Origin of the sequence: Pseudomonas graminis (assembly GCF_900111735.1) — a bacterium.
GTDB classification, from domain to species: domain Bacteria; phylum Pseudomonadota; class Gammaproteobacteria; order Pseudomonadales; family Pseudomonadaceae; genus Aquipseudomonas; species Aquipseudomonas graminis.
In genome coordinates, this window is the sequence record NZ_FOHW01000013.1 from 14,797 (window position 1) to 37,556 (window position 22,760).

The 22,760-nt window shown below is 62.3% G+C and carries 21 protein-coding genes; 10 read left to right on the top strand and 11 right to left on the bottom strand.

The window, feature by feature from the left end; all coding sequences use genetic code 11:
- Positions 1 to 168: 168 nt before the first annotated feature.
- The 5 genes from BMY98_RS11800 to BMY98_RS11820 all read right to left on the bottom strand — a co-directional run bounded on the left by BMY98_RS11800 (position 169) and on the right by BMY98_RS11820 (position 5,720).
- Positions 169 to 1,254: an aldose 1-epimerase family protein gene (locus tag BMY98_RS11800; protein WP_074889093.1), complete on the bottom strand. Its 1,086-nt coding sequence runs from the start codon at positions 1,252 to 1,254 to the stop codon at positions 169 to 171.
- On the bottom strand, positions 1,251 to 2,582 hold the full coding sequence (gene fucP, locus BMY98_RS11805; RefSeq protein ID WP_074889096.1) for an L-fucose:H+ symporter permease: 1,332 nt from the start codon (positions 2,580 to 2,582) through the stop codon (positions 1,251 to 1,253). The genes BMY98_RS11800 and fucP overlap by 4 nt, the downstream gene beginning before the upstream one ends.
- 68 nt (positions 2,583 to 2,650) lie before the next feature.
- Positions 2,651 to 3,571: a ribokinase gene (rbsK, locus tag BMY98_RS11810; RefSeq protein WP_074889100.1), complete on the bottom strand. Its 921-nt coding sequence runs from the start codon at positions 3,569 to 3,571 to the stop codon at positions 2,651 to 2,653.
- A gap of 473 nt (positions 3,572 to 4,044) precedes the next feature.
- A complete protein-coding gene (locus tag BMY98_RS11815; protein WP_074889103.1) occupies positions 4,045 to 4,995 on the bottom strand; it encodes a DUF979 domain-containing protein in 951 nt (316 codons plus the stop codon).
- Positions 4,992 to 5,720: a DUF969 domain-containing protein gene (locus BMY98_RS11820; RefSeq protein ID WP_074889105.1), complete on the bottom strand. Its 729-nt coding sequence runs from the start codon at positions 5,718 to 5,720 to the stop codon at positions 4,992 to 4,994. The genes BMY98_RS11815 and BMY98_RS11820 overlap by 4 nt, the downstream gene beginning before the upstream one ends.
- A gap of 316 nt (positions 5,721 to 6,036) precedes the next feature.
- Here BMY98_RS11820 and BMY98_RS11825 point away from each other — a divergent pair, with 316 nt between their 5' ends.
- Positions 6,037 to 6,963: a LysR family transcriptional regulator gene (locus BMY98_RS11825; RefSeq protein WP_074889108.1), complete on the top strand. Its 927-nt coding sequence runs from the start codon at positions 6,037 to 6,039 to the stop codon at positions 6,961 to 6,963.
- Positions 6,964 to 7,795: 832 nt separating this feature from the next.
- Here BMY98_RS11825 and BMY98_RS11835 read toward each other — a convergent pair.
- The gene (locus tag BMY98_RS11835) at positions 7,796 to 8,683 is read right to left on the bottom strand and encodes a LysR family transcriptional regulator (protein ID WP_074889113.1); all 888 of its coding nucleotides are present in this window, start codon (positions 8,681 to 8,683) and stop codon (positions 7,796 to 7,798) included.
- 119 nt (positions 8,684 to 8,802) lie between these two features.
- Between BMY98_RS11835 and BMY98_RS11840 the strand changes: the two genes are divergently transcribed.
- Positions 8,803 to 9,288 carry a multidrug/biocide efflux PACE transporter gene (locus tag BMY98_RS11840; RefSeq protein WP_139214480.1) on the top strand — a complete coding sequence of 162 codons (486 nt, stop codon included), beginning with the start codon at positions 8,803 to 8,805 and terminating at the stop codon, positions 9,286 to 9,288.
- A 121-nt stretch (positions 9,289 to 9,409) separates the two neighbouring features.
- Positions 9,410 to 9,847 (top strand): carboxymuconolactone decarboxylase family protein, encoded by a 438-nt coding sequence (locus BMY98_RS11845; protein WP_074889118.1) that lies wholly within the window; start codon positions 9,410 to 9,412, stop codon positions 9,845 to 9,847.
- 15 nt (positions 9,848 to 9,862) lie between these two features.
- Here the strand turns inward: BMY98_RS11845 and BMY98_RS11850 are convergent, their stop codons facing one another.
- The 4 genes from BMY98_RS11850 to BMY98_RS11865 form a co-directional block, all read right to left on the bottom strand.
- Entirely contained in the window at positions 9,863 to 11,014 is a 1,152-nt protein-coding gene (locus BMY98_RS11850) for an MFS transporter (RefSeq protein ID WP_074889121.1), read from the bottom strand.
- A gap of 667 nt (positions 11,015 to 11,681) precedes the next feature.
- Positions 11,682 to 12,452: a molybdopterin-dependent oxidoreductase gene (locus tag BMY98_RS11855; RefSeq protein WP_074889123.1), complete on the bottom strand. Its 771-nt coding sequence runs from the start codon at positions 12,450 to 12,452 to the stop codon at positions 11,682 to 11,684.
- A complete protein-coding gene (locus BMY98_RS11860) occupies positions 12,445 to 13,068 on the bottom strand; it encodes a cytochrome b/b6 domain-containing protein (RefSeq protein ID WP_074889126.1) in 624 nt (207 codons plus the stop codon). The genes BMY98_RS11855 and BMY98_RS11860 overlap by 8 nt, the downstream gene beginning before the upstream one ends.
- Positions 13,069 to 13,125: 57 nt before the next feature.
- Positions 13,126 to 13,749 (bottom strand): hypothetical protein, encoded by a 624-nt coding sequence (locus BMY98_RS11865; protein ID WP_074889370.1) that lies wholly within the window; start codon positions 13,747 to 13,749, stop codon positions 13,126 to 13,128.
- A gap of 326 nt (positions 13,750 to 14,075) precedes the next feature.
- On the opposite strand from BMY98_RS11865, the gene BMY98_RS11870 reads away from it, so the two are divergent.
- Positions 14,076 to 14,771: a heavy metal response regulator transcription factor gene (locus BMY98_RS11870; RefSeq protein ID WP_074889129.1), complete on the top strand. Its 696-nt coding sequence runs from the start codon at positions 14,076 to 14,078 to the stop codon at positions 14,769 to 14,771.
- Complete coding sequence (locus BMY98_RS11875; protein ID WP_074889132.1) at positions 14,744 to 16,162, top strand: heavy metal sensor histidine kinase; 1,419 nt, start codon at positions 14,744 to 14,746, stop codon at positions 16,160 to 16,162. The genes BMY98_RS11870 and BMY98_RS11875 overlap by 28 nt, the downstream gene beginning before the upstream one ends.
- Before the next feature lie 199 nt (positions 16,163 to 16,361).
- On the opposite strand, the gene BMY98_RS11880 is transcribed toward BMY98_RS11875, so the two are convergent.
- Complete coding sequence (locus BMY98_RS11880; protein WP_074889135.1) at positions 16,362 to 17,030, bottom strand: polysaccharide lyase family 7 protein; 669 nt, start codon at positions 17,028 to 17,030, stop codon at positions 16,362 to 16,364.
- Between the two features lie 572 nt (positions 17,031 to 17,602).
- On the opposite strand from BMY98_RS11880, the gene BMY98_RS11885 reads away from it, so the two are divergent.
- The 5 genes from BMY98_RS11885 to BMY98_RS11905 are packed head-to-tail and all read left to right on the top strand — an operon-like array spanning position 17,603 to position 22,695.
- Entirely contained in the window at positions 17,603 to 18,055 is a 453-nt protein-coding gene (locus tag BMY98_RS11885; protein ID WP_074889372.1) for a MarR family winged helix-turn-helix transcriptional regulator, read from the top strand.
- The gene (locus BMY98_RS11890; protein WP_074889138.1) at positions 18,052 to 20,151 is read left to right on the top strand and encodes an FUSC family protein; all 2,100 of its coding nucleotides are present in this window, start codon (positions 18,052 to 18,054) and stop codon (positions 20,149 to 20,151) included. The genes BMY98_RS11885 and BMY98_RS11890 overlap by 4 nt, the downstream gene beginning before the upstream one ends.
- Positions 20,148 to 20,357: a DUF1656 domain-containing protein gene (locus BMY98_RS11895; protein ID WP_065988670.1), complete on the top strand. Its 210-nt coding sequence runs from the start codon at positions 20,148 to 20,150 to the stop codon at positions 20,355 to 20,357. The genes BMY98_RS11890 and BMY98_RS11895 overlap by 4 nt, the downstream gene beginning before the upstream one ends.
- Positions 20,354 to 21,274, top strand: a complete 921-nt coding sequence (locus BMY98_RS11900) for an efflux RND transporter periplasmic adaptor subunit (protein ID WP_074889141.1) — start codon at positions 20,354 to 20,356, stop codon at positions 21,272 to 21,274. The genes BMY98_RS11895 and BMY98_RS11900 overlap by 4 nt, the downstream gene beginning before the upstream one ends.
- Positions 21,271 to 22,695, top strand: a complete 1,425-nt coding sequence (locus tag BMY98_RS11905) for an efflux transporter outer membrane subunit (protein ID WP_074889144.1) — start codon at positions 21,271 to 21,273, stop codon at positions 22,693 to 22,695. Before BMY98_RS11900 ends, BMY98_RS11905 begins: the two co-directional genes overlap by 4 nt.
- Positions 22,696 to 22,760 lie beyond the last annotated feature (65 nt).

Consider the following 22,760-nt stretch of genomic DNA (forward strand, 5'->3'; position numbering starts at 1 on the left):
AGCGTCGAATCTGTAGGAGCCACCGGTTTGGCGCTCCACTTTGCTGGCGAAGGCGACCTGCCTGTCAGCGGATGCGCAACTGACCCACCGCGTTCGCTACTGTCGTAACCTCCAGCAGCGCCTACAGGGCCCACGCACCCGCTCGACATTTGGGCGACAAAAAGGCCGTCAGCGTTTCAAATCCGCTTCCAGCTTCTGCACTTCTTCAGCCCCCAGATACCCCGTCGTCACGCTGAATGACGCGCTCTCCCCTGCGCCCAACAAACGCACATTGCCTTTGGCCTGTTCTGCCAGATAACCCTCGGGCTCACAGGTGGCCGGCAACACAAATGCGGCCACTTGCTGATCAGCATTGTGCAGAATCCACCGTGCCGCATGATCGAACTGCGCCGGCTGGTAACGCGTGTAAAACGCCGGACCTTCAGGGTGCTTGAGCAGGAAATGCGCGTTGCCCTGTGCATCCGCCTGCACGCCGTCGAAGAAGCAGACGATCTCCGGGTCGTACAGCTCAGGCGTGCTCAGGCTTTCCAGCCGTGACGGGTCTTCCGTCAGTTCGGCCATGTACGCCGACCACGCCGGCGTCGGCTTGACGTGGGCAGGTACGCTGCTGCGAACCCGCGCACGCGCCATGCCCAATGGCTCGATGAAACGTCCGCCGTCGACGTAGGCGTAGTTCATGTGCGCCATGTACATCAGCTCCATCGGCTTGCCGGCCAGGTTGCGCACGTCCATGCCGATGTCGAACAGCGCCGAACCCGGACGCAAGGTCACGCTGGGCCTGGCGCGGTAGTGGTCGCCAAAGCCCATCACGTATTCATACTCGCCGCCGATGCGCAGAAACGCGCCGCCAGCGTCCTCGCCGATTTCCAGCCAGGCGCTGTCCATCGGCGCGCAGGGCATTTCGCCGTGCAACGGATGATCGTCTTCCGGCGTCGGGCAGCCGTTGCGCAGCAGGCCGCTGTGGAACATGAAGCAGCCGTAGGTGCTGATCACCGTTGAGCTCGGGCGTGGTTGTTCGAACATGTTGCGCATGGTCAGGTCGCAGCCATCGAACACCGCTGACCAGACCATCTGCCCCTGATAAGGCAGCACCACGACCCGGCCGCGATCGTTCTCCAGCGCCAGGGCTTTCACACCGCTGGGATAGGTCCAGGCCAGCACCCTGAAGTCCGAGGACGACAGCAACGTCTTTTCATCGCCGCTGAACAGCTCCGGGTACAGCGCAATCGTGGTGCGCTTTTCGGACGCTCTCATGATGCCGTCACCGCGCCCACCGGTGCCTGGGCGGGCAGCGGATCACGCATGCATTTAATGGCATAAGCGACGATCGCCACGAAGCACAACAGCGGAACGGTGTAGGCAATCTGCATGTTGCCGCCGGTGGCGTCGGAGAGCAGGCCCTGGAAGATCGGCATCACGCCGCCGCCGACAATACTCATCACCAGCAGCGAACCGCCGACGCCGGTGTCCTCACCCAGACCGTCGATGGTCAGGCCATAAATGGTCGGCCAGCACGGACCCAGGAAAATGCTCACGCCCACCGCCGCATACACCGCGCTGATGTTCGGCACCAGAATCGTGTAGGCCAGCAGTACGATGGCCAGCACGCCGTAGATTGCCAGCACCTTGGCCGGAGACATTTTGCGCATCAACAGGTTGGCGACCATCTTGCCGACGAAGTAAGCGGCGAAGGTGGTCAGCAGGAACCACGAAGCGCTGCGCTCGTTCATCCCGCCCATCTGCATGGCCAGGCGAATGGTGAAACTCCACACGCCCACTTGCGCGCCCACGTACAGAAACTGCGCCAGCACGCCGAAGGTAAAGCGCGGGTTGCGCCACAGACGCGACAGGCTCTGGCCGATGCTGCTGGATTTGACGTTGGCCGTGACCTTGCCCTTGCACGCCGGAAACTTGGTGAACGCGATCAGCACGAACATCAGCACCAGCACCGCGATCATCCATTTGTACGGCAGCAGCGTGGACTGAATCATCTGCAATTGCTGGACGGCTGCTTCCGAGGCGCTCATCTGCGTCAACTGCTCGCGGGTGGCGTCGGTGTCCTTGAACATCACGAAGCTGCCCACGTACACGCCGGTCATTGCGCCGAACGGGTGGAAGGTCTGGGAAATGTTCAGGCGACGGGTCCCGGTTTCACGCGGGCCCATCAGCGTCGAGTAGGTATTGCAGGCGGTTTCGAGGAAGGCCAGGCCGGCCGCGATGACGAACAGCGCCATCAGGAACATGCCGTATTTGGCCATCGAAGCTGCCGGGAAGAACAGCGAGCAGCCCGCCATGTACAGCACCAGGCCGATGAGGATGGTGGTCTTGTAGCTGAAACGTCTGACGACCATCGCCGCCGGAATCGCCACGAAGAAGTAGCCGAGGTAGAACGCCGACTGCACAAAGGAGGTCTGCACATCACTGAGCAGGAAGGCTTTCTTGAAGTGCGCGATGAGCACGTCGTTCATGCTCGCTGCCGCCGCCCACAGCGCGAAGCAGCAGCACAGCAGCAGGAAAGCGAACCATGGCGTACGGTTCAGGTAGAACCCGTCCGTCGATTGTTGGAGCGCGGGCTTTGTCATTGTTGTTCTCCGGGAAGTACAGGAAATACCCCGCCCCGTCGATCAGCCGATCGGCAGGGCGCGGCGGCTCAAAGGGTGTCGAGAAAGTGGCTGAACGCGGCAGCGTCCGGGTAGGAACTCTGGGTGCCAAAACCGGTGACCGAGCAGGCGGAATAGGCCACGGCACGGGTCATGGCGTTGCGCATGTCGCCGTCTTCGCTCCAATGGCGGGCAAAGCAACCGATGAACGCGTCGCCTGCGCCGGTGGTGTCGCGGGCGTCGACCTTGATGCCTTCGACGCGGAATTCGCCTTCTTCGCCGACGTACAGCGCGCCCTTCTCACCGAGGGTGACGATGACGTGACGAATGCCGTCCTGCACCAGTTGCCGGGCGGCCGCGCGGGCCGATTCCACCGAGTCGATAACACGCCCGGTGACCAGCGCCAGCTCGGTTTCGTTGGGAATGAAGAAGTCCAGCTGCGACAGGTGCTCGCGGCTCAAGCCCTTCACGGCAGGCGCCGGATTGAGCAGCACCGGAATGCCGTTGGCCTTGGCGAATTCGATGGCGTAGTAGACGGTTTCAAGGTCGATTTCCAGTTGCAGCACGATGAGCGTGCAGTCGCGCAACGCGGCCTGGGCAGCGTCGATGTCCGCCGGTTTCAGGTGCGCATTGGCGCCTTTGACGATGAGGATGCTGTTGTGGGAATCGCTCTGCACGAAGATGGGCGCGACGCCGCTGGACACGCCGGGGACGCGCTGGACGAACTGGGTATCAATGCCGTAGCGCTTGAAATTGGCCAGCGTGTTGTCGGCGAACATGTCGTCGCCGACTTTGCTCAGCATCAACACGTCAGCGCCCAGCTTGGCCGCTGCGACGGCCTGATTGGCACCCTTGCCGCCGCAGCCCATGGCGAAATTCGGTGCTTCGAGGGTCTCGCCCTGCGCCGGCATCCGGTCGATGTAGGTGATCAAATCCACCATGTTGCTGCCGATGACCGCGATCTTGTTCATGTGTGTGAGTACCTTGTTCACGCGCTGGGCTCGAAGAATGAGCCACCGTCGCGGTTTTATTTTTGTTATTTAAATAACATTTTGTGTGACTATTCAACCTATTTCTTCGGAGCAAGACACGCGGCTTGTTGTCTTGGTCAGAAAGCACTACCGGAAAGCCTGTGGTAAGCATTGAGGCAGAGGGATCGCAGCCACTTGTCGTACAGACCATGGAATCGCGCAAACGTTTGCGATGAGGGTATTTATTGCGTGGCGAAGGGAGTGGGTGAAGAGGAGGCGGCCAGGAATGCCTTGTAAACGGGCAGGCATTTTGCTGCCGCTGCGCGCCAGATCGCGGGCAAGCGCGCTCCTACAAAGAGCGCGATAAACGAGGCAAGCGATGGCGTGGCTTTTGATTCTGGCCGAAGGCCGTAGGAGCGCGCTTGCCCGCGAAAGCGTCAGCCCAGGCGTCGCAGCTATATCAGGCGCCGCAACTACATCAGGAAATACAGCAACAGAATATTCGCCACCAGCATCGCCAGCGCAGTGGGGATTTGCGCTTTGATCACCGCGTACTTGTCGGGCAATTCCAGCAACGCTGCAGGAATCAGGTTGTAGTTGGCCGCCATCGGCGTCATCAGCGTCCCGCAGTAGCCCGAGAACATGCCGATGGCAGCCATGACCGCCGGGTTGGCGCCGTACATGCCCACCAGCACCGGCACGCCGATGCCGCCGGTCATCACCGGAAACGCAGCAAAGCCGTTGCCCATGACGATGGTGAACAGCGCCATGCCCAGCACATACACCATCACCGCGACGAGACGAAAATCCAGGTTGATGTAGGCCGTGGCCAGGTGAGCCACCGCTTTGCCGACGCCCGCGTCGTTGAACACCAGGCCGAGCATCGCCAGCATCTGCGGCAGAACCAGTGCCCAACCCAGCGCTTCGGTCAGGCGCCGCGATTCGCGCATGGCCTGCACGGGCGTGTCGCGGGTCAGCCAGCACGCCAGTCCAAGCGCCACCAGACTGCCAATGCCCAGGGACACGAACGTGCTGTTGGCCGGGTCCAGCAAAAAGACGTCGCCAAACTTGATGTTCTTCAGCAACACCGCGCCGATCACGGTGACCAGAGGAATCGCCAGCGCCGGAATGAACAGTTTGTTCTTCAAGCGCCCTGCACTCTCCCGCCGCGCCCTGTCATTGAGGTTCTGATGCTGGCCGAAACCCACGCCGCCGAAGCCGGCGATCAGCGCCATGACGATCACCCCGACGCCCACCCACACCGGCGGCAACTTCTCGCCGACCAGAAACGCGATGGCGAACAAGCCCCAGAACAACCCCGTGGTCCAGCGCTTGGGATTGCTCCGATCAGTCGCGGTCATGAACGCCGTGATCGCCAGAATCACGCCTGCCAGCCAGTACAGGTATTGAATGGAAATGATCATCGAGCCAGCTCCTTGTCGACTGCGGAAGCCGGTGGCAGCGCCGTCAATTCACGGTTCAGGCGCTGATCGAAACGGTGCAGGCGGATGGCGTGGATGACGAACGCGCAGATCGCTGTCGGTATCCCCCAGAACGCGATGTGCATCGGGTCGACATCGATGCCGGAGCCGAGCAGAAAGGTGTGCATCAGCGCAATCGCACCGAACGCGACGAAAATGTCTTCGCCGAAGAACAGCCCGACATTGTCGGTCGCCGCGCACAACGCCAGCAGCTTGATGCGCAACGCCTCGGGCAGCTTGCCGAAGCGGGATTCAGCAGCGCCTTCGGCCATGGGCGCGAGCAACGGCCGCACCATCTGCGGGTGGCCGCCAAGGCTGGTCAGGCCAAGGGCTGCAGTGGTTTCGCGCACGAACAGGTAGGCGATCAACAGGCGTCCGGCCGTGGCGCCGGTGAACCGGGCGATCCAGTTCTGCGCATGCAGCCGCAGGCCGTGGCGCTCCAGCAAACCGATCACCGCCAGGGGCAAGAGGATGATCAATGGCAGCGTGCGCGTTTTGATAAAGCCCGTGCCGATAGTCGCCAGAATGGTTTCCAGCGGCATGCTGGCGGCAAGGCCGGTGGCCAGGGCGGCAAGCGCCACGACCAGCATGGGATTGAAACGCAGGACGAAGCCCAGAACGATGACCAGCACGCCAAGCAGCGGCCAGAGGTTGATAGCGGTTTGCATGATGGGGTTCTCGTTGGCAGTTGCGGTACCTTGCTGGGGCACGAAGGAGGAACAGGGTCGAGAAACGAGCGGTGGCAGCGCCCGTCCTGAGCCCAGGCTCAACGAAGTCACAGTGCCGCTGCCCCATGGCACCGCAGTCACGCCGGGGCGTCCAACGGGAAAAACCCGCTATGACCCATAAGATTTTCTGTTGCCGGGGTGGCATGCAACCTGCTGTTCCAGTGCTCAGTCTGCACAGGTCGTGCCTGCAACGCTGTGACGCTCCCCCGTCATCCCGTAGGTGCGCCGGCGCTCAATTGCTCAAGGAAATCCCTCGGTGAATCTCAAGTTTCTGGAAACCTTCGTCTGGGTCGCGCGGCTGAAAAGCTTTCGTCTGACGGCGGAAAAACTGTTCAGCACCCAGGCCTCCATCTCCAGCCGCATTGCCGCGCTGGAGGAGGAAATGGGCGTGCGGCTGTTCGTCCGGGACTCCAGGGGCGTGTCGCTGACCCAGGAGGGTCTGCGCGTGCTCGAATACGCCGAACACATCATGGACACGATGCAAAGCATGAAGGCGGCGATCAAAGACCCCAGCCAGGTCCGTGGCCGCATCCGCATCGGCGCGATGGATACGGTGATACACACTTGGCTCAGCCCCTTGGTAACACGCCTGATGAAGTGTTACCCGAACCTGGAAATCGAGCTCACCGCTGAAACCGCCAGCAACCTCTGCTCGCAGCTGGAAAAGGGTTATCAGGACATCATTTTCCAGACCGACGTGCTGCGTTTCGACAGCGTGCGCAACGCGGTGCTGGCGCGCTATCCCCTGCGCTGGGTGGTGCCGACCGGATCGGCATTCGACCGCCCGAACGTGACCCTGGAAGAGATCGCCGAAGCGCGCATTGTCACGTTCTCGCGCAACTCGCGGCCCCACCAGGACATCCTCAACATGCTGCACAGCGCCAACATCGTCACGCCACGGATCAACTGCGTGAACTCGGCGTCAGCCATTACCCGGCTGGTGCGCGACGGCTTTGGCATCGGCGCGCTGCCGGTGACGCTGGTTCATGGCGAACTGGCCCAGGGTGCGTTGACGCTGATCGAGAACGTCCCGCTGCCGCCGCTGATGGACATCGTCGCCAGCTGGCGCACAGGCGCGGGAATGGAGTTGGTCGAGGACATCGTCGGCCTCACCCGCGAAGTGGTGAATTCCTTCGCTCAGGAGATGCCGGCGGGTTTTGTCCTGGAAGGAAGCCAGGATTAGACCTGCAGCTGTAGGATTGTGGCTTGTCCCGCGATCGGGGACGCGGTCACCGACATATGTGGCTTGTCCCGCGATCAGAGACGCGGTCACCGTCATAACTGGCGCCGGAATCGCCTGATAAGTCAGATTGACCCATGTGCTGCCGCTTCGCGGCAGATCGCGGGACAAGCCACGCTCCTACAGTGGATTGCGTTCGACGCGGATTTTGGATGCGGGTACGAAATCGTAGGAGTGAGCTTGCTCGCGATGGCAGTGTGTCAGCCGACATTAATGTCACAGGCCCGCCGCTTCGCGACCGTCGTAACCTCCGATTGCTCCTACAGGAGATTTGCGTTCGACGGGGATATTGGAGGCGAGTAAGAATTCGCGTTCGACGCAGATTTTGGATGCGGGTACGAAATTGTAGGAGTGAGCTTGCTCGCGATGGCAGTGTGTCAGCCGACATTAATGTCACAGGCCCGCCGCTTCGCGACCGTCGTAACCTCCGATTGCTCCTACAGGAGATTTGCGTTCGACGGGGATATTGGAGGCGAGTAAGAATTTGCGTTCGACGTGGATTTTGAATGAGGGTAAGAAATTATGGGAGCGAGCTTGCTCGCGAAGGCATTTTGTCAGTCAGCTTAAATGGCGCTGACCCACCGTATTCGCAAGCAAGCTGCCGCGACTGTAGGAGTGTGGCTTGTCCCGCGATCTGCCGGGAATCGGCAGCAAATCCGGCTGACGCAGTGCTCCAGATGCACCGCGTTTAACAGGTTTACGACGGGTTCCCCGCCGATCGCGGGACAAGCCAGGCTCCTACGGGCAGGGTCGCAGCGGCAAGATGCAGCCGCTTTCAATAGCCCCCCCGCCCCTCCAGCAAGGTATCCAGCAACCACGTCCCCGCCGGGCCCAGGCTTTTCTGCCGGGACCAGATCACGTCGACCGCCGAGCTGCGCGGCCAGCCCGGCACCTTGAGCTCCTTCAACCGACCCTGACCACAGGTGCTGACCAGCCAGCGCGGCAGCGCCGACCAGCCGAATCCGAAGATCGCCATGTCCATCAACAGCAGGTAATTGGGCGCTGACCAGCTGCGTCGTGCGCCGCTGGGCAGGTCGTCGGTGGGCACGCTCTCGTCGACGATAGTGTTCAGGCGCAACGCCCGATGCTGCGCGAGATGGCGGTAATCAACAGCCGCTTCGGCGGCCAGCGGGTGGCTGTGGGAAACGAAGATGCCGAAGTCGGCACGCTCGACGATCGTCGCGTAGCCCACTTCCGGTGGATACGAGGCCTGGGCCGACAGCAAGCCCAGGGACGCCCGACCGGTCTGGATCAAGTTGATCGCGTCGCCGTGTTCGGCAAACACGCACTCCAGTTCCAGCTCCGGAAAGCGCTGGTCGAGCTCGGTCATGCGTGCCTGAAATTCGGCGAACTGGTTGGCATCGGACAGCACCAGCGTCAAGCGCGGCTCCATTCCTTCAACCAGACGCCCCGCCGCGCGGCGCAATGTGTCGGACGCTGCCAGGACGTCCTCGATGCGTCCTTCCAACGCCCTGCCCGCTTCGGTCAGGGCCGGATGGCGGGTTGATCGATCAAACAACTCGACGCCGAGATCGATCTCCAGTCGCGAAATGGCCTCGCTGATGGTCGATTGACTCTTGCCAAGGCGGCGCGCGGCGGCACTGAAAGAGCCCAGCGCGATGGTTTGGGCGAATGCTTCGAGTGCTTCGGGGGAATAGCTCACAGGTGGACACCTCAGAGAAGCATGTGGCGTCGCCATCGGTTTTTCCGATGGGACCGATTTTCACTCTAGCCCATCGCACCACGACAATGCACACCTGCCCCGAAAAAGTGATTATTCACATGCCTCTGCACACCCTGACGTCCAACAAGACCAAGAAGCCGGTCGTTGCGCCGAAGTCCCTCAAAGAGCGCGCCCTGCATGCGCTGCTGTTCGAGCTCATCGGCGTGCTGATGTTTGCGCCAGGGCTGGCCTGGGTGCTCGGCCAGTCCATCGGCAAGATGGGCGCGATGACCGTGATGATCTCCACGATTGCCATGCTCTGGAACATGGTGTTCAACGCCGGGTTCGACCGTCTGCGCGCCCGTTTGGGTTTCGCGCTCAACCTCAAGGCACGTGCGCTGCATGCCATCGGCTTTGAGGCGGGACTGATTTTCATGGTGGTGCCGGTGGTGGCGTGGTGGTTGTCGGTCGGCCTGCTGGAAGCCTTCCTGCTGGACATCGGCGTGGTGCTCTTGTATCTGCCCTACACGATGCTGTTCAACCTGGCCTACGACGGGGTTCGCGAGCGTCTGCTCGCCCGCCCTCAACACTGTGCCGCTGATTGATAGCGGCGTAATTGGTCTCCCGCAAACCTCCTTCATTGGCTATTCGGCGTGCCCCAGCGCCGGCGTAACATCTCGCCACGTCCAGCGGCTGTCGCCGGCCACTTTGAAGAGAGCACCCACCATGAACACCCGAATCGCCTGGGCCCAGAAATCGCCGGAAGCCTACAAAGCCATGGTCGGTCTGGAGACCGCGCTGAGCAAATCCGGGCTGGACCATTCGCTGCTGGAGCTGATCCGTCTACGTGCCTCGCAGCTCAACGGCTGTGCGTACTGCGTCAACATGCACGCCAATGACGCACGCAAGGCCGGCGAAACCGAGGCCCGCCTGCAGACCCTCAGCGTGTGGGAAGAAACCGAATTCTTCACCGAGAAGGAAAAAGTCGTACTCGCCTGGGTTGAAAGCCTGACCTTGCTGCCCGTGCACCGCGCGCCGCAGCATCAGTACGAAGCGCTGCTCACCCATTACAGCGAAGCCGAAGTGGTCAGCATCACCCTCGCCGCCGCCACCATCAACGCCTGGAACCGCTTCGGCGTGGGTTTTGCGATGATGCCGAGCTGACCCCCGTTATTGGCTTCACACCCGCAAGAACTGCCCGCTGATCGCCACGCCCAGCAGCATCACGGCGATGATCATGAACGCCGCGCCGAGGCTGCTGAGGTGGGCGACAAAACCGATGCCGGCCGGCCCCATCAGAATCCCGATGTAGCCCAATGTGGTGATCGCCGGCACTGCGACATTCTCCTGCATGGTTTTCTGCCGACCGACCGCGCTGTAGAACACCGGCACGATGTTTGAACAGCCGATTCCTACCAGCGCATAGCCGCACAACGCCGCCTGCCAAACCGGAATAAGGGTCGCGACGGTCATCCCGGCGGCCGCGCACAGCCCGCCAAACAGGATGATCTTATGCACACCGAGACGCCGGACGATTGGATCGCCGCACAGGCGCCCGATGGCCATGAACAGCGCGAATACCGCATAACCGAACCCTGCGTAAGACGGCTCGACACCGCGCTGGGCGCTGAGGAACACCGCGCTCCAGTCGAGCATCGCGCCTTCGGTGAGGAACACCGTGAAGCACATCAACCCGATGAACAGCACCACACCCCGGGGAATCGCAAACGCCGGCCCGCCCGGCTCGCTGCCATAGGGCAGCAAGTGAGGCGCGGCTTTATACAGCGCGAGGGCAATAAACAACGCAACGACGGCCATCGCCAGCCACGGCCAGACGCCAACGCTCAACAACGCCGACACCCCCGCCGCCCCCAGAATCCCGCCGCAACTGAACAGCCCGTGAAACCCGGACATCATGGTCTTGCCGCTGGCGCGCTCGACGATGATCGCCTGAATATTGGTCACGCAACCCAGCGCGCCCATGCTCGCGCCATAGACAAACAGCGTGACGACCATCAGCGGAACCGAGCTGAGGGTGGCCAACAAAGGCAGACACAAACAGGCGATGACGCCTGTCATCACGATCAAACGCCGACAGCCATAACGCACCGTCATTGCCCCCGCCAGCGGCATGGAAACGATCGAACCAATGCCCAGGCACAACAGCAACAACCCGAGCCCGGCGTCATCCAGCCCCAGACGGCCTTTAGCGTAAGGCACCAGCGGCGCCCAGGCCGACATACTGAACCCGGTAATGAAAAACGCGATCCGCGTCGAAAACTGCTCCAGCCGCCCCGGCACAACGGGCGCTGCGGTGCTGATGGAAGTCATTGCCGCTCCCTTGAAAACAGCGGTCCACCATGGCCCGCTTCGAGACCAGCCTAACAAAGCTCGAAACATTGCCGAAGAAGGGATATTGAAGGGAATGCCCTCAGGAACCCCTCAACCGACCTTGAAAACCCCGACGCGGAGCGTCAAAGGGTGCATTACCACGCGGAGCGTGGGAACGATCACCCCTCACATGCTTCAGTGGGACCGGCTTCAGCCGGGAAGAGGCCTGTGTGCTCGCCATCCATTTTGCGGCGTGACGCTCGACGCCTTCCCGGCTAAAGCCAGTCCCACTAAACACCGCGTACCCTTGTGGGACCGGCTTCAGCCGGGAAGCTGTCGATCTGCTTCTGATCTGCTTTTGATCTTCGTACACAGAAAGTCCAGACACCGCCAATCGCGACTTGGGTGCAGGCTGAACGCAGACGGCGCGGAGTGGGCCGAGCCGCATGGATGCGGCGAGAGCGCCGTCAGGACATGGATGTCCGTTCGGCGCGGGCCCACGGAGCGACACCGAAGTGAAGGAACCCCGACGAAGGAAGAACCCAACCAGGAGCAAGCACCCTTGGTTACTTGGGGTGCTTTTCCAAGTAACTCGCCGAAGGCGAAACAGTCTGCCCCCAGGCAGACGCTCTTGATCTTGATCTTGCTTCAAAGATCTAAAGCCAGACTAGATCCCGCTAAACCAGTTGTACCCCTGATCCTCCCAATACCCCCCGGGATTCTCATTACTCACCACAATCTCGACGATATGCTTCGGATTCTTGAACCCCAGCTTCGTCGGCACCCTTACCCGCAACGGATAACCATACTCCGGCGGCAGCGCCACCTCCGCAAAATCCAGCGCCAGCAACGTCTGCGGATGCAACGCCGTCGGCATATCCAGACTCGAGTAATACCGATCCGCGCACTTGAACCCGACAAACTTCGCCGTCGTATCCGCCCCCACATGCTCCAGGAACGTCCGCAACGGCACACCGCCCCACTGCCCGATCGCGCTCCAGCCCTCCACACAGATCAACCGCGTGATATCGCTGCGCTGCGGCAACTTGCGCAACCCCTCCAGCGTCCACGGCGCCTTGTCCCGCACCAGCCCCGACACACCCAACTTCCAGTCCGCCGTGTCCAGCTCCGGAATATCGTCCTCGCTGTAAAACGCATTGAACGGAAACGGATTACGGACCTGATCCTTACTAAAGGTCGGCGCCAGCTTCTGCCCGCTGAACAGCCAGGCCTGAACCCGGTCGTTCCAGCGCGACATGCTCCACAGCACCTTATCCACCTGATCGCCGTCCTGCAGGTTGCAACCGGTGAGCATCGCCATCGCGCCCACCGTCAGCCCACCTTTCAGGAAATGCCGACGCTGCAGGCTCTCCAGCTGAATCTGCTGGGCCGGCTCCAGCTTGATGCGCGCAATGGCGCGTTTTTTAGGCTCAATCATGCTCGACCTTCCCGCTCTCAATCCCACGCGTACCGCCAGTGATCATCGGCATCAAGGTTTTCGGCACCATCAGTACCAGCGCCAGATGCACCACCACGAACGCGCCAATGAATGCCATCGCCGCAAAATGCACGTAACGGGCGAAGTCGTATCCACCGAACACGGCGGTCAGTTCCTGTAACTGAACCGGCTTCCAGATCGCCAGCCCCGTCAGCACGATCAACACGCCGGCGGCCAGCACCAGCCAATACATCAGGCGCTGGACGGCGTTGTACACGCCCTTCTCGTGCTTGAGACGAAAACGCAGGGCGTCGAGCATGTCGCGCTTGACCGCTGTGGGAGTGACCGGCAGGAAGTCGCGCTTGAAATGCCGGGTGAACAGGCCATACAGCACGTAGATCAGGCCGTTGATCACTAACAGCCACATCACGGCGAAGTGCCACGCCAGCGCGCCGCCCAGCCAGCCGCCCAGGGTGAAATCCCGGGGGAAGGAGAAGCGGAACAGCGGCGACGCGTTATAGATGCCCCACCCGCTCATGAACATGCAGACCATGCCAAAGGCATTGATCCAGTGCGTCAGGCGGATGGGCCATGGATGAATTCTGGTTTTTTTCATGGTGCGAGACTCATCACGGATTCGGTGAAAGCGGCGCCGTGAGACGCCGCAACCCGCTTACATCGGCGGCTGGAAGCCGTCTTTGCCGACCGCGACACCGCGTGCGGTCTTGCCGTCTTCGCCCGGGAACACGACGATCTTCGCGCCCTTGACCAGCTCATCGACCTTGCCTGGCTGCACGTAAGCGATTGGCACGTCTTCCGGCACGACCAGCTGCTTCTCACCGCCTTTGTAGCCCACGCTCAGGGTACGGCCGTTGGCCTTGCCGCTCAGCTTGCCGACGGTGCCATTGGTCATGGTGCCGGTGCTGCCGTCAGCGTTTTCCCAACCGTAGTGGCCTTCACCGCTGCCTTTCAGGCTTGGCTCGAAGACGGTCACTTCCAGGGCTTTCAGCGTGCCGTCGGCCTGTGGAGTCGCGGCGGAGCCGATGAAACTGTCCGCTTTGATCGACGCGATGTCAGTCTTGGAGACCAGACGGATGCCAGTCTTGTCGGTCAGGCCGATGCTCTGATGGGCGCCGGAACGGGTGGTGAAGTTCAGGGTATTGCTGTCGACGCTGTCGACCGTCCCGCGCAGTGGCTTGACCACCGGCATGTCACCGGAGGCCATGCCAGCGGCGGAAGCCATGACGGCGGCGCTGAGCATCAGCATGCCGAACGTGGTGGTCAGGGCTGTCTTCATCTTCATCGGTGAATTCCTTGAGGCAGTTGGGGAAAGTTGAAGCTGAGGGTCATGTGTGTTGCATGACGGCCATCCTGTACCCGTAACCGGCACCCGACAATGACCGCCCGATTACATTTTTGTCATTCAAGCACACCGCCGCTGAGCGTGTCGGCCTAAGGGGCAATCAATGACAAAAATGTAACCGACCGCGCGCCATCCGTTGGTTACACTCCACATCCGGCGCGGCCTGCAGCCCTGCGCGTCTGTTCCGGGCCGATCTGATAAACCATCCGGCACCCCACGCCGGCGACGCTGCCAGTGACGTGAAGCGAGCCTGACCGACGATGCACATTCTGCTTATCGAAGACGACACCAAGACCGGCGAGTACCTCAAAAAGGGCCTCACCGAGTCCGGTTATAAAGTCGACTGGACCCAGCACGGCACCGACGGCCTGCACATGGCCCTTGAGCACAGCTACGATTTGCTGGTGCTCGACGTCATGCTGCCGGGCATCGACGGCTGGCAGATCATCGAAATCCTGCGGGCAAAACAGGATGTGCCGGTGCTATTTCTCACCGCCCGCGATCAGTTGCAGGACCGCATTCGCGGCCTCGAACTGGGCGCCGACGATTACCTGGTCAAGCCGTTTTCCTTCACCGAATTGCTCCTGCGCATCCGCACCATCCTGCGTCGGGGAGTGGTGCGCGAGGCCGATCATTTCCATCTGGCCGATCTGGAACTGGACCTGCTGCGCCGTCGGGTCACGCGCCAGCAACAGGTCATCACCCTGACCAACAAGGAATTCGCGCTGCTGCATCTGTTTCTGCGCCGCGAGGGCGACGTGCTGTCGAGGGCGCAGATCGCCTCGGAAGTCTGGGACATGAATTTCGACAGCGACACCAACGTTGTCGACGTGGCCATCAAGCGCCTGCGCAGCAAGGTCGACACGCCCTACCCGAGCAAACTCATCCACACCGTGCGCGGCATCGGTTACGTCTGCGAGGTGCGGCCATGCGAGCCCGACGCCAGCCATCCCTGACCCTGCGCGCGACCCTGGCGTTTTCGGTGGTGGCCATGCTCGCCGTCGCGGGCGCCGGCATGTATCTCTACGAGACCATGAAAGGCGCGGTGATGACTCGCAGCGACCATGCGGTGCTGGCGCGGCTGGATCACTTTCGCAAACTGCTGCAATACGACCTGACGCTGACCACGCTGCAAAGCAGCCCACAACTGTTCGAGAACATGCTCGACAGCGAGGACGATATTTTCATCATCGCCGAGCCGGGCAAGCCTGCGGTGATCATGGTCAACCCGCTGCACGCGCCGTTGCCGACGATGCCGGTGGTACCGGCCAACATGCCGCTGAGCGTGGCCGACATGCGCAGCGGCATGCTGGATTCAGGGGTGCCGATGCGCGCGGCGACGGTCGAGGCGGTGTCCGGCGGCAAGCTTGTGCACCTGACAGCTGCGCACATCGCGGTAAAGGAAATGGCGACCCTGGCGGGTTTCCGTAACCGCATCCTCTTTGCCGTGGCGCTAGCCTTCATGGTGACCGCGCTGCTGGGTTACGTGTTGCTGCGCCGGGGTCTGCGGCCGCTGCGCAGGATGGCCAGCCATGCGGCGGCCATCACTCCGGCGCAACTGGACAGCCGCATGGACAACCGCGACACCCCGGTGGAATTGCAGCAGCTGGGCGAGGCCTACAACGCGATGCTCGACCGGCTTGCCGATGGTTATCAGCGACTGACGCAGTTTTCCGCCGACCTGGCCCATGAAATCCGCACACCGGTGGGTTCGTTGATGGGGCATTGTCAGGTGGCGTTGCGACAACCGCGTACGGAAGATGAATATCAGGCGTTGCTGGCCTCGAATCTGGAGGAGCTGGAACGCATCTCGCGGATGGTCGAAAGCATCCTGTTCCTCGCGCGGGCCGATGAAGCACAAGCTGCGCTCAGTCGCCAGACGCTGAATCTGGCGGACGAGATGCAGCGGGTTGCGGGCTATTTCGAAGGGCTGGCGGAAGAGCGTGACATCGCCCTGCACACCGAAGGCGACGGGCGGATTGAGGCCGATCCCTTGTTGCTGCGCAGGGCGCTGAGCAACCTGGTGGCGAACGCGATTCGGTACGCCGATGAAGGCAGTGAGATCAAGATTCGTGTGATAGAGAGCGACCAGCGCTTCCGCATCGAAGTGGAGAACCAGGGCCCGACACTGGACGACGCCACCCTGGGCAAACTGTTCGACCGCTTCTATCGCGGCGACGCCTCACGTCACCAGAGCTCCGATTCCAATGGACTGGGCCTGGCGATCGTCGCCGCGATCATGCAGCTGCATGACGGCGAAGCGGCGGTGAACCAGCCTGCGCCGGGGCGGATCTGTTTCGGGCTGGTGTTTCCACGCCAGCCCGCAGGCAGGCAGCAGCAGATTTGAATCTGCGCTACCCGTAAATCCATTGCCAGGCCGAGGCGCCTGTAGGAGCGCGCTTGCCCGCGAAAGCAGTGGGTCAGGCATCACTGATGGCACAGGCATATCGCCTTCGCGGGCAAGCGCGCTCCTACACGGGTTTTGTGTCGGCCAATATTCCGGGCTGTGCCGCTAACTGATCACTCCCGCATCCGCACCGAAAACCTCAGGCCTTCTTGTCGTGGGTCGCCTGCAGTTTGTAGAACGTCGCCGCCCCGCCTTCGGTGGCATAGCCGGCGTTGTCCTGGGTGTACACGCCCGCCTTGAAATACAGCGGCTTGCCCTTCCAGGACAGGTCGAGCTTGGCGCCCCACTGCATGTCGTAGGCATTGACGGTCAGGTTGCCGGCCTGGGTCAGGTGGATGGTGTAGGTGAAGCGTTGCTTGAGCAGCACGCCGGTTGCCACTTGAATGACTTCGGGCTCGGAAGTCGGCGTCGAGCGGTACTTCACCACGAGGTTGCCGGTCTTGGTTTTTTCCTTGTACTGGTATTCGAGCTTGAGCAGCGGCTCGGTACTGCCATAGGCGTGGATCTGACCGATGACAATTTTGCCCGAAGAAGGCACTTGGTCCACGGTCAGCGCCGCACGCAGGAAGTTGTCCGCGTCAGAGTAAGTCCAGTTGTGAACCGCACCGTTGGCGTAGGTTTCACGCAGTTCGGTGCGGGGAAATTTGGCATTGTCAGTCCTTGACCCTGTAACCGGCGCCCAGAAGAACAAAGTGTCCCCTGAACGGAAGTAACCATCCTGGTAACCGCCGACGAGTTTTGGCGTGTCGATGGTGGCGGCTGCGATACCGACCGGTATAGAAAGATTCCAGATGGCGAGATCAATCATGGGTGCACTCATGGTGCGCGAGGCGCACAGCAAATAAGGTGTCTGGAACAGGCCTGTCACTGCCGTTCCCGTCATCTTTGCTATCGGCTGAACCGTTTGATCTTTAGTGGGCCCCGGAGTCAAGAAACCGCCAAACCCCCGCAAGCAGCGCCCAAAGACAGCACAGTGCCACTACCGAGCCGAAGTGGCCCATTGACCTCATGTTTTGCCCAACCAGCGGAAACCGGGGAGGAAGGCTAATAATTTGGCGCCATTTTTTTGGAGGATCGCTTAGACGACGCCCAGAAAATTAGTTCAGCCAGCGAGGGCTCAGCCGACAGACGGTATGGGAAAAATACTGGTCCGGTGTCCCGCGCCCTCCTGCTCGGCGAGGAGAGGCATCTGGCGCCTCCCTTACTCTGCTGCTGGATACTTGCAAAAAGCCTGCTGCGACAATCCGCCCGGCACCCCGCGGTAGATTCCATTTGACGGCCACACAGTGTTACAAGATATTATTAGTTAGCAACCTAATAATGCAGCGCCTAATCATTCAGGCCCTAACCAACCTTCCATACCGTTTCAATGGCCTTCTCATGAACCCTGACACCCTGCAAATGCGCGTTACCGGCGGCGTCGTAGCGGCCTCCCGGCAGTGGCGTCGCGTCTGCCAGACCACGCTGATCAATGTGGGCGTCACCGAAGCCTGCGCCGGCCCGTTGCTGATGATCGCGCGCCTCGGTGAAGGCGTGCGTCAGGTGACAGTGGCCCAGGCCTGCGGGCTGGAAAGCCCGTCACTGGTGCGCCTGCTCGATCAACTGTGCAAAGCCGGACTGGTGCAACGCACCGAAGACCCCACCGACCGCCGCGCCAAGGCGTTGAGCCTGACCGATGAGGGCCGCGCTTTAGCCAACGCCATCGAGGGAGAGCTGATCCGCCTGCGCCGCGACATCTTCAGCCACGTCGACCCCGCCGACCTGGAAGCAACGCTGCGCGTGTTCACCGCCATCGCCCAGGCCACGCCGACGGCGCCGGAGTCGTCATCTTGAGCGCCAGATTCAAAGGCTTTTTCGACGGTGTACCGCCGGGCCGCGACTGGTTCTACGGCGTGCGCACCTTCGCGGCATCGATGTTGGCGCTGTACATCGCGCTGATGATGGAACTGCCCCGCCCTTACTGGGCGATGGCGACGGTCTACATCGTCTCCAGCCCGTTCGTGGCGCCGACCAGTTCCAAGGCGCTGTACCGCGCCGCCGGCACGCTGCTCGGCGCCGCCGCTTCGGTGGTGCTGGTGCCGATGTTCGTGCAGACGCCTTTTTTGCTGGCGGTGGTCATCGCGCTGTGGACCGGTACCCTGCTCTTCCTCTCCCTGCATTTGCGCACCGCCAACAGCTACGCGTTGATGCTGGCGGGCTACACCATGCCGCTGATTTCCTTCCCGGTGGTCGACAACCCGCAGGCGGTGTTCGACATCGCCGTCTCGCGCACCGAGGAGATCTTCCTCGGCATCGTCTGCGCCGCCGTGGTCGGCGCGATGTTCTGGCCGCGTCGGCTGGCCCCGGTACTGGTCGATGCGATGGGCAAGTGGTTCAAGGACGCGTCGACCTACAGTGACCTGTTCCTGTCCCGCAGCGCCACGCCAGAAGCGGTCGGCGGTCTGCGCACGGCCATGGTCGGCACGTTCAATAGCCTGGAGCTGATGATCGGCCAGTTGCCCCACGAAGGCGCCCATCGCCAGACGGTGCGCAACGCCAAGGAACTGCGCGGACGGATGATTCACCTGCTGCCGGTCATCGATGCCCTGGACGATGCCCTTTGGGCGCTGGAGCGGCGTTCGCCTGAGCACGTCGCCGACCTCGCCCCGCTGCTGATCGAGTGCCGCGACTGGGTCGAGCAGACCGCCGAAGGTGCACCGATCGCGTATTGGAAAGCCTTGCACGCCGAACTCGACCGCCTGCAACCCACCCCTGCGCAGATCGACGATCGCCGGCACCTGCTGCTGTCGAACGCGCTGTATCGCCTGCGCGAGTGGATCGACCTGTGGCAGGACTGCCGCAGCCTGCAGCACGCCATCGAGACCGACGATCATTCGTCGTGGCGTGCGGTGTATCGCCATTGGCGGCTGGGCCGACTGTCGCCGTTTCTTGATCGCGGCATGATGCTGTATTCGGTGGCGACCTCGGTCAGCGCGATCATCGTCGCGTCGGTGCTGTGGATCTTGCTCGGCTGGCAGGACGGCGCGAGCGCGGTGGCGCTGGCGGCGGTGTCCTGCAGCTTCTTCGCGGCGATGGACGACCCGGCGCCGCAGATCTACCGCTTCTTCTTCTGGACCATGATGTCGGTGATCTTCGCCAGCCTCTACCTGTTCGTGGTGCTGCCCAACCTGCACGACTTCCCGATGCTGGTGCTGGCGTTTTCGGTGCCGTTCATTTGCGTCGGCACCCTGACCGTGCAGCCGAAGTTCTACCTCGGCACGCTGCTGACCATCGTCAACACCTCATCTTTCATCAGCATCCAGAGCGCCTACGACGCCGACTTCGTCAACTTCGTCAATTCCAACCTGGCCGGCCCTGCGGGTCTGGCATTCGCCTTCGTCTGGACGCTGATCGTCAGGCCGTTCGGCACTGAAGTGGCCGCCAGGCGTCTGACCCGATTCAGCTGGCGCGACATCGTCTCCCTCAGCGAAGACGCCACCCTGGCCGATCACCGGCACATGGGTGTACGCATGCTTGACCGGCTGATGCAGCACCTGCCGCGCCTGGCGATCACCGCGCAGGATTCCACCAGTGCACTGCGCGAAGCGCGGGTCGCCCTGAACATGCTGGATTTGCTGGCGTACATGCCGCGGGTCGACCCGGCGCCGCGTCAGTTGCTGCGCCAGGTGGCGACCGAAGTCGGCGCGCACTTTCGGGACTGCCTGAAAGCCCGGGAGCGTTTGCCCGCCCCTAAAGGTCTGTTGATGACCATGGACCGCGCCCGCCGCGCCCTGACCTTCAACGGCGTGGGCGACGACGACGCGCGGATGAATCTGCTGCACGCCCTCAGTGGCTTGCGCCTGGCGCTGCTGCCGGGCGTGGAGATCGTCGATGTGCTCGCCGAACAGGAAGAACAACCGCCCTATGGCATCGATGGAGCGCCGTTATGATCGGTGACGTAGACATCAGCGGGATTTTCCTGCCGACCTTTCTGGTGCTGATGGGCATCGCTTACCTGATTTTTCTGGTGGTGCACGCCGTGTTGACGCGCGCCCGCTTCTACCGCCTGGTCTGGCACCGGGCTTTGTTCAACGTCGGTCTATACGCTCTGCTGCTCGGCGTCGTGGATACCCTAAGTCGATACCTGATGAAATGAAAAAACCTCTTCTGACGCTGGGCCGCGTGGTCCTGACCCTGCTGGTTGTCACCCTTGCCGCGATCGTCGTCTGGCGCATGGTGATGTATTACATGTACGCGCCCTGGACCCGCGACGGGCACATCCGCGCCGACGTGATCCAGATCGCTCCGGACGTTTCGGGTCTGATCGAGAAAGTCGCGGTGAGCGACAACCAACCGGTCAAGAAAGGCCAGTTGCTGTTCACCATCGACCAGGACCGCTTCCGTCTCGCTTTGCGCCAGGCCCAGGCGACAGTTGCCGAGCGCAAGGAAACCTGGGAACAGGCCCAGCGCGAGAACCGTCGCAACCGCAGCCTCGGCAATCTGGTCGCCCGCGAGCAGCTGGAAGAAAGCCAGTCCAGGGAAGCCCGCGCGCTGTCGGCCCTGAACGAAGCGCAGGTGGCCGTCGATTCGGCGCAACTGAACCTGGACCGCTCGGTGATCCGCAGCCCGGTGGACGGCTACCTCAACGACCGCGCGCCCCGCGACCGCGAATTCGTCAGCGCCGGACGTCCGGTGCTGTCGGTGGTGGACAGCAACTCGTTCCACATCGACGGCTACTTTGAAGAAACCAAGCTGGACGGGATTCACATCGGCTCCGGCGTGGACATCCGCGTGATCGGCGACAACGCGCGCCTGCATGGTCATGTGGTGAGCATCGTCGCCGCCATCGAAGACCGCGACCGCAGCAGCGGCTCGAACCTGCTGCCCAACGTCAACCCGGCGTTCAGCTGGGTGCGACTGGCCCAGCGGATTCCGGTGCGCATTGCGTTTGATGACGTGCCGGCGGACTTCCGCATGATTGCCGGGCGCACGGCGACGGTGTCGATCATCGATGACGCCCGCGCTGACAAAGATGCCGGCAATGATCCCGTCCAGCCAGGAGCGCCGAAATGAAACACCGTGCACGCCTGCTGACCGTGGGCATGGGCTTGCTGCTGTCGGCTTGCACCGTGGTCGGCCCGGATTACTCGTTGCCCGATAAAGCCGCCGTGAATCGCCCCGATCTGCAGGGCGAGCTGGCCGGCTCATCGAAAAATGTGGTGTCGGCGCCGGTGCCGGCTGACTGGTGGCGGCTGTATCACGATCCGAAACTCGACGCGCTGGTGCGTCAGGCGCTGGTGTCGAGCACCGATTTGCGCGTCGCGGCGGCGAACCTGCAACGGGCGCGTTTTCAGATGAGCGAGGCCGATGCGGCGGGCGGCTGGAGCGGCACGGCCAAGGCCGGCGCGCAGCGCTTGCAGGAAGCCGGTCAGGCCTATCTGCTGCCGGAAAAAGTCCCGGTGGCGAATGTCGGTGACGTCGGCCTGACCACCTCGTATCAGTTCGACCTGTTCGGCGTGCTGCAGCGCGGCATCGAAGCGGCCCAGGCCAATGCCGACGCAACCCAGGCGGCTGCCGACACCGCGCGCATCACGCTGGTGGCCGATGTGGTCCGCGCGTACACCCAAGTGTGCGCCGCCAATGAAGAACGCAACATTGCCCTGCACTCCCTGGACCTTCAGAAACAGGGTCTGAGCCTGACCCAGCGCCTGCGCGATGCCGGCCGTGGTGACGAAACCCAGGTGACGCGCTCGCAGACCCAATTCCGCTCGCTGCGTGCCGAGTTGCCGCGTTACGAAGCGGCGCAGAAGTCGGCGCTGTATCGCCTGTCGATGCTGCTCGCCCGTCCGCTGAACCAACTGCCCAAAGGGGTGGCGGAATGCGCCGAGCTGCCGCACATCGCCCAAGTCATGCCGGTGGGCGATGGCGCCGCGCTGCTCAAGCGTCGTCCCGATGTGCGTCAGGCGGAGCGCCGGCTGGCCATGTCGACGGCGGCCATTGGTGTGGCGACCGGCGAGTTGTATCCGGACATCAGCATCGGCGCGACGGTGGGTACCGTGGGGATTCTGGATGAACTGGGCGATCCGTCGACCAACCGCTGGGGCTTTGGCGGTGTGATCAATTGGACCATCCCGTCCAATGGCGCACGGGCGCGGATTCACATCGCCGAAGCGTCAAACCAGATAGCGCTGGCGCGTTTTGATGGCGTGGTGCTGAATGCCATCCGCGAAGCCCAGACCGGCCTGTCGCAATACACCGCGCTGCTGGAACGCCGCGATGCGCTGATTGAAACCGAGGAATCGGCGCGACAGGCTGCGGATCAGACCCACAGGTTCTTCCTCGCCGGCCGCGAATCCTTCCTCGCCGACCTGCAAGCCACCCGCACCTACACCGACATCACCGCGCAACTGGCGGCGGCGAATACCCAGGTGGCAATGGGGCAGATTGACCTGTTCCTGGCGCTGGGTGGGGGTTGGGAGAACGGGCATAAGTAAGTTCTCGCGGGTTGGCGCGCACTCTTTGTGGGACCGGCTTTAGCCGGGAAGGCGTCGGTCGCCAC

What these genes read in the sequence shown, in the direction of transcription:
- BMY98_RS11900 (WP_074889141.1), top strand. Translation starts at nt 20,354, where the DNA reads ATGAAAAAACCTCTTCTGACGCTGGGCCGCGTGGTCCTGACCCTGCTG.
- BMY98_RS11865 (WP_074889370.1), bottom strand. Translation starts at nt 13,749, where the DNA reads ATGAAGACAGCCCTGACCACCACGTTCGGCATGCTGATGCTCAGCGCC.
- BMY98_RS11895 (WP_065988670.1), top strand. Translation starts at nt 20,148, where the DNA reads ATGATCGGTGACGTAGACATCAGCGGGATTTTCCTGCCGACCTTTCTG.
- BMY98_RS11840 (WP_139214480.1), top strand. Translation starts at nt 8,803, where the DNA reads ATGCCTCTGCACACCCTGACGTCCAACAAGACCAAGAAGCCGGTCGTT.
- BMY98_RS11875 (WP_074889132.1), top strand. Translation starts at nt 14,744, where the DNA reads ATGCGAGCCCGACGCCAGCCATCCCTGACCCTGCGCGCGACCCTGGCG.
- BMY98_RS11870 (WP_074889129.1), top strand. Translation starts at nt 14,076, where the DNA reads ATGCACATTCTGCTTATCGAAGACGACACCAAGACCGGCGAGTACCTC.
- BMY98_RS11860 (WP_074889126.1), bottom strand. Translation starts at nt 13,068, where the DNA reads ATGAAAAAAACCAGAATTCATCCATGGCCCATCCGCCTGACGCACTGG.
- BMY98_RS11820 (WP_074889105.1), bottom strand. Translation starts at nt 5,720, where the DNA reads ATGCAAACCGCTATCAACCTCTGGCCGCTGCTTGGCGTGCTGGTCATC.
- fucP (WP_074889096.1), bottom strand. Translation starts at nt 2,582, where the DNA reads ATGACAAAGCCCGCGCTCCAACAATCGACGGACGGGTTCTACCTGAAC.
- BMY98_RS11905 (WP_074889144.1), top strand. Translation starts at nt 21,271, where the DNA reads ATGAAACACCGTGCACGCCTGCTGACCGTGGGCATGGGCTTGCTGCTG.
- BMY98_RS11800 (WP_074889093.1), bottom strand. Translation starts at nt 1,254, where the DNA reads ATGAGAGCGTCCGAAAAGCGCACCACGATTGCGCTGTACCCGGAGCTG.
- BMY98_RS11815 (WP_074889103.1), bottom strand. Translation starts at nt 4,995, where the DNA reads ATGATCATTTCCATTCAATACCTGTACTGGCTGGCAGGCGTGATTCTG.
- rbsK (WP_074889100.1), bottom strand. Translation starts at nt 3,571, where the DNA reads ATGAACAAGATCGCGGTCATCGGCAGCAACATGGTGGATTTGATCACC.
- BMY98_RS11855 (WP_074889123.1), bottom strand. Translation starts at nt 12,452, where the DNA reads ATGATTGAGCCTAAAAAACGCGCCATTGCGCGCATCAAGCTGGAGCCG.
- BMY98_RS11885 (WP_074889372.1), top strand. Translation starts at nt 17,603, where the DNA reads ATGAACCCTGACACCCTGCAAATGCGCGTTACCGGCGGCGTCGTAGCG.
- BMY98_RS11850 (WP_074889121.1), bottom strand. Translation starts at nt 11,014, where the DNA reads ATGACTTCCATCAGCACCGCAGCGCCCGTTGTGCCGGGGCGGCTGGAG.
- BMY98_RS11845 (WP_074889118.1), top strand. Translation starts at nt 9,410, where the DNA reads ATGAACACCCGAATCGCCTGGGCCCAGAAATCGCCGGAAGCCTACAAA.
- BMY98_RS11880 (WP_074889135.1), bottom strand. Translation starts at nt 17,030, where the DNA reads ATGATTGATCTCGCCATCTGGAATCTTTCTATACCGGTCGGTATCGCA.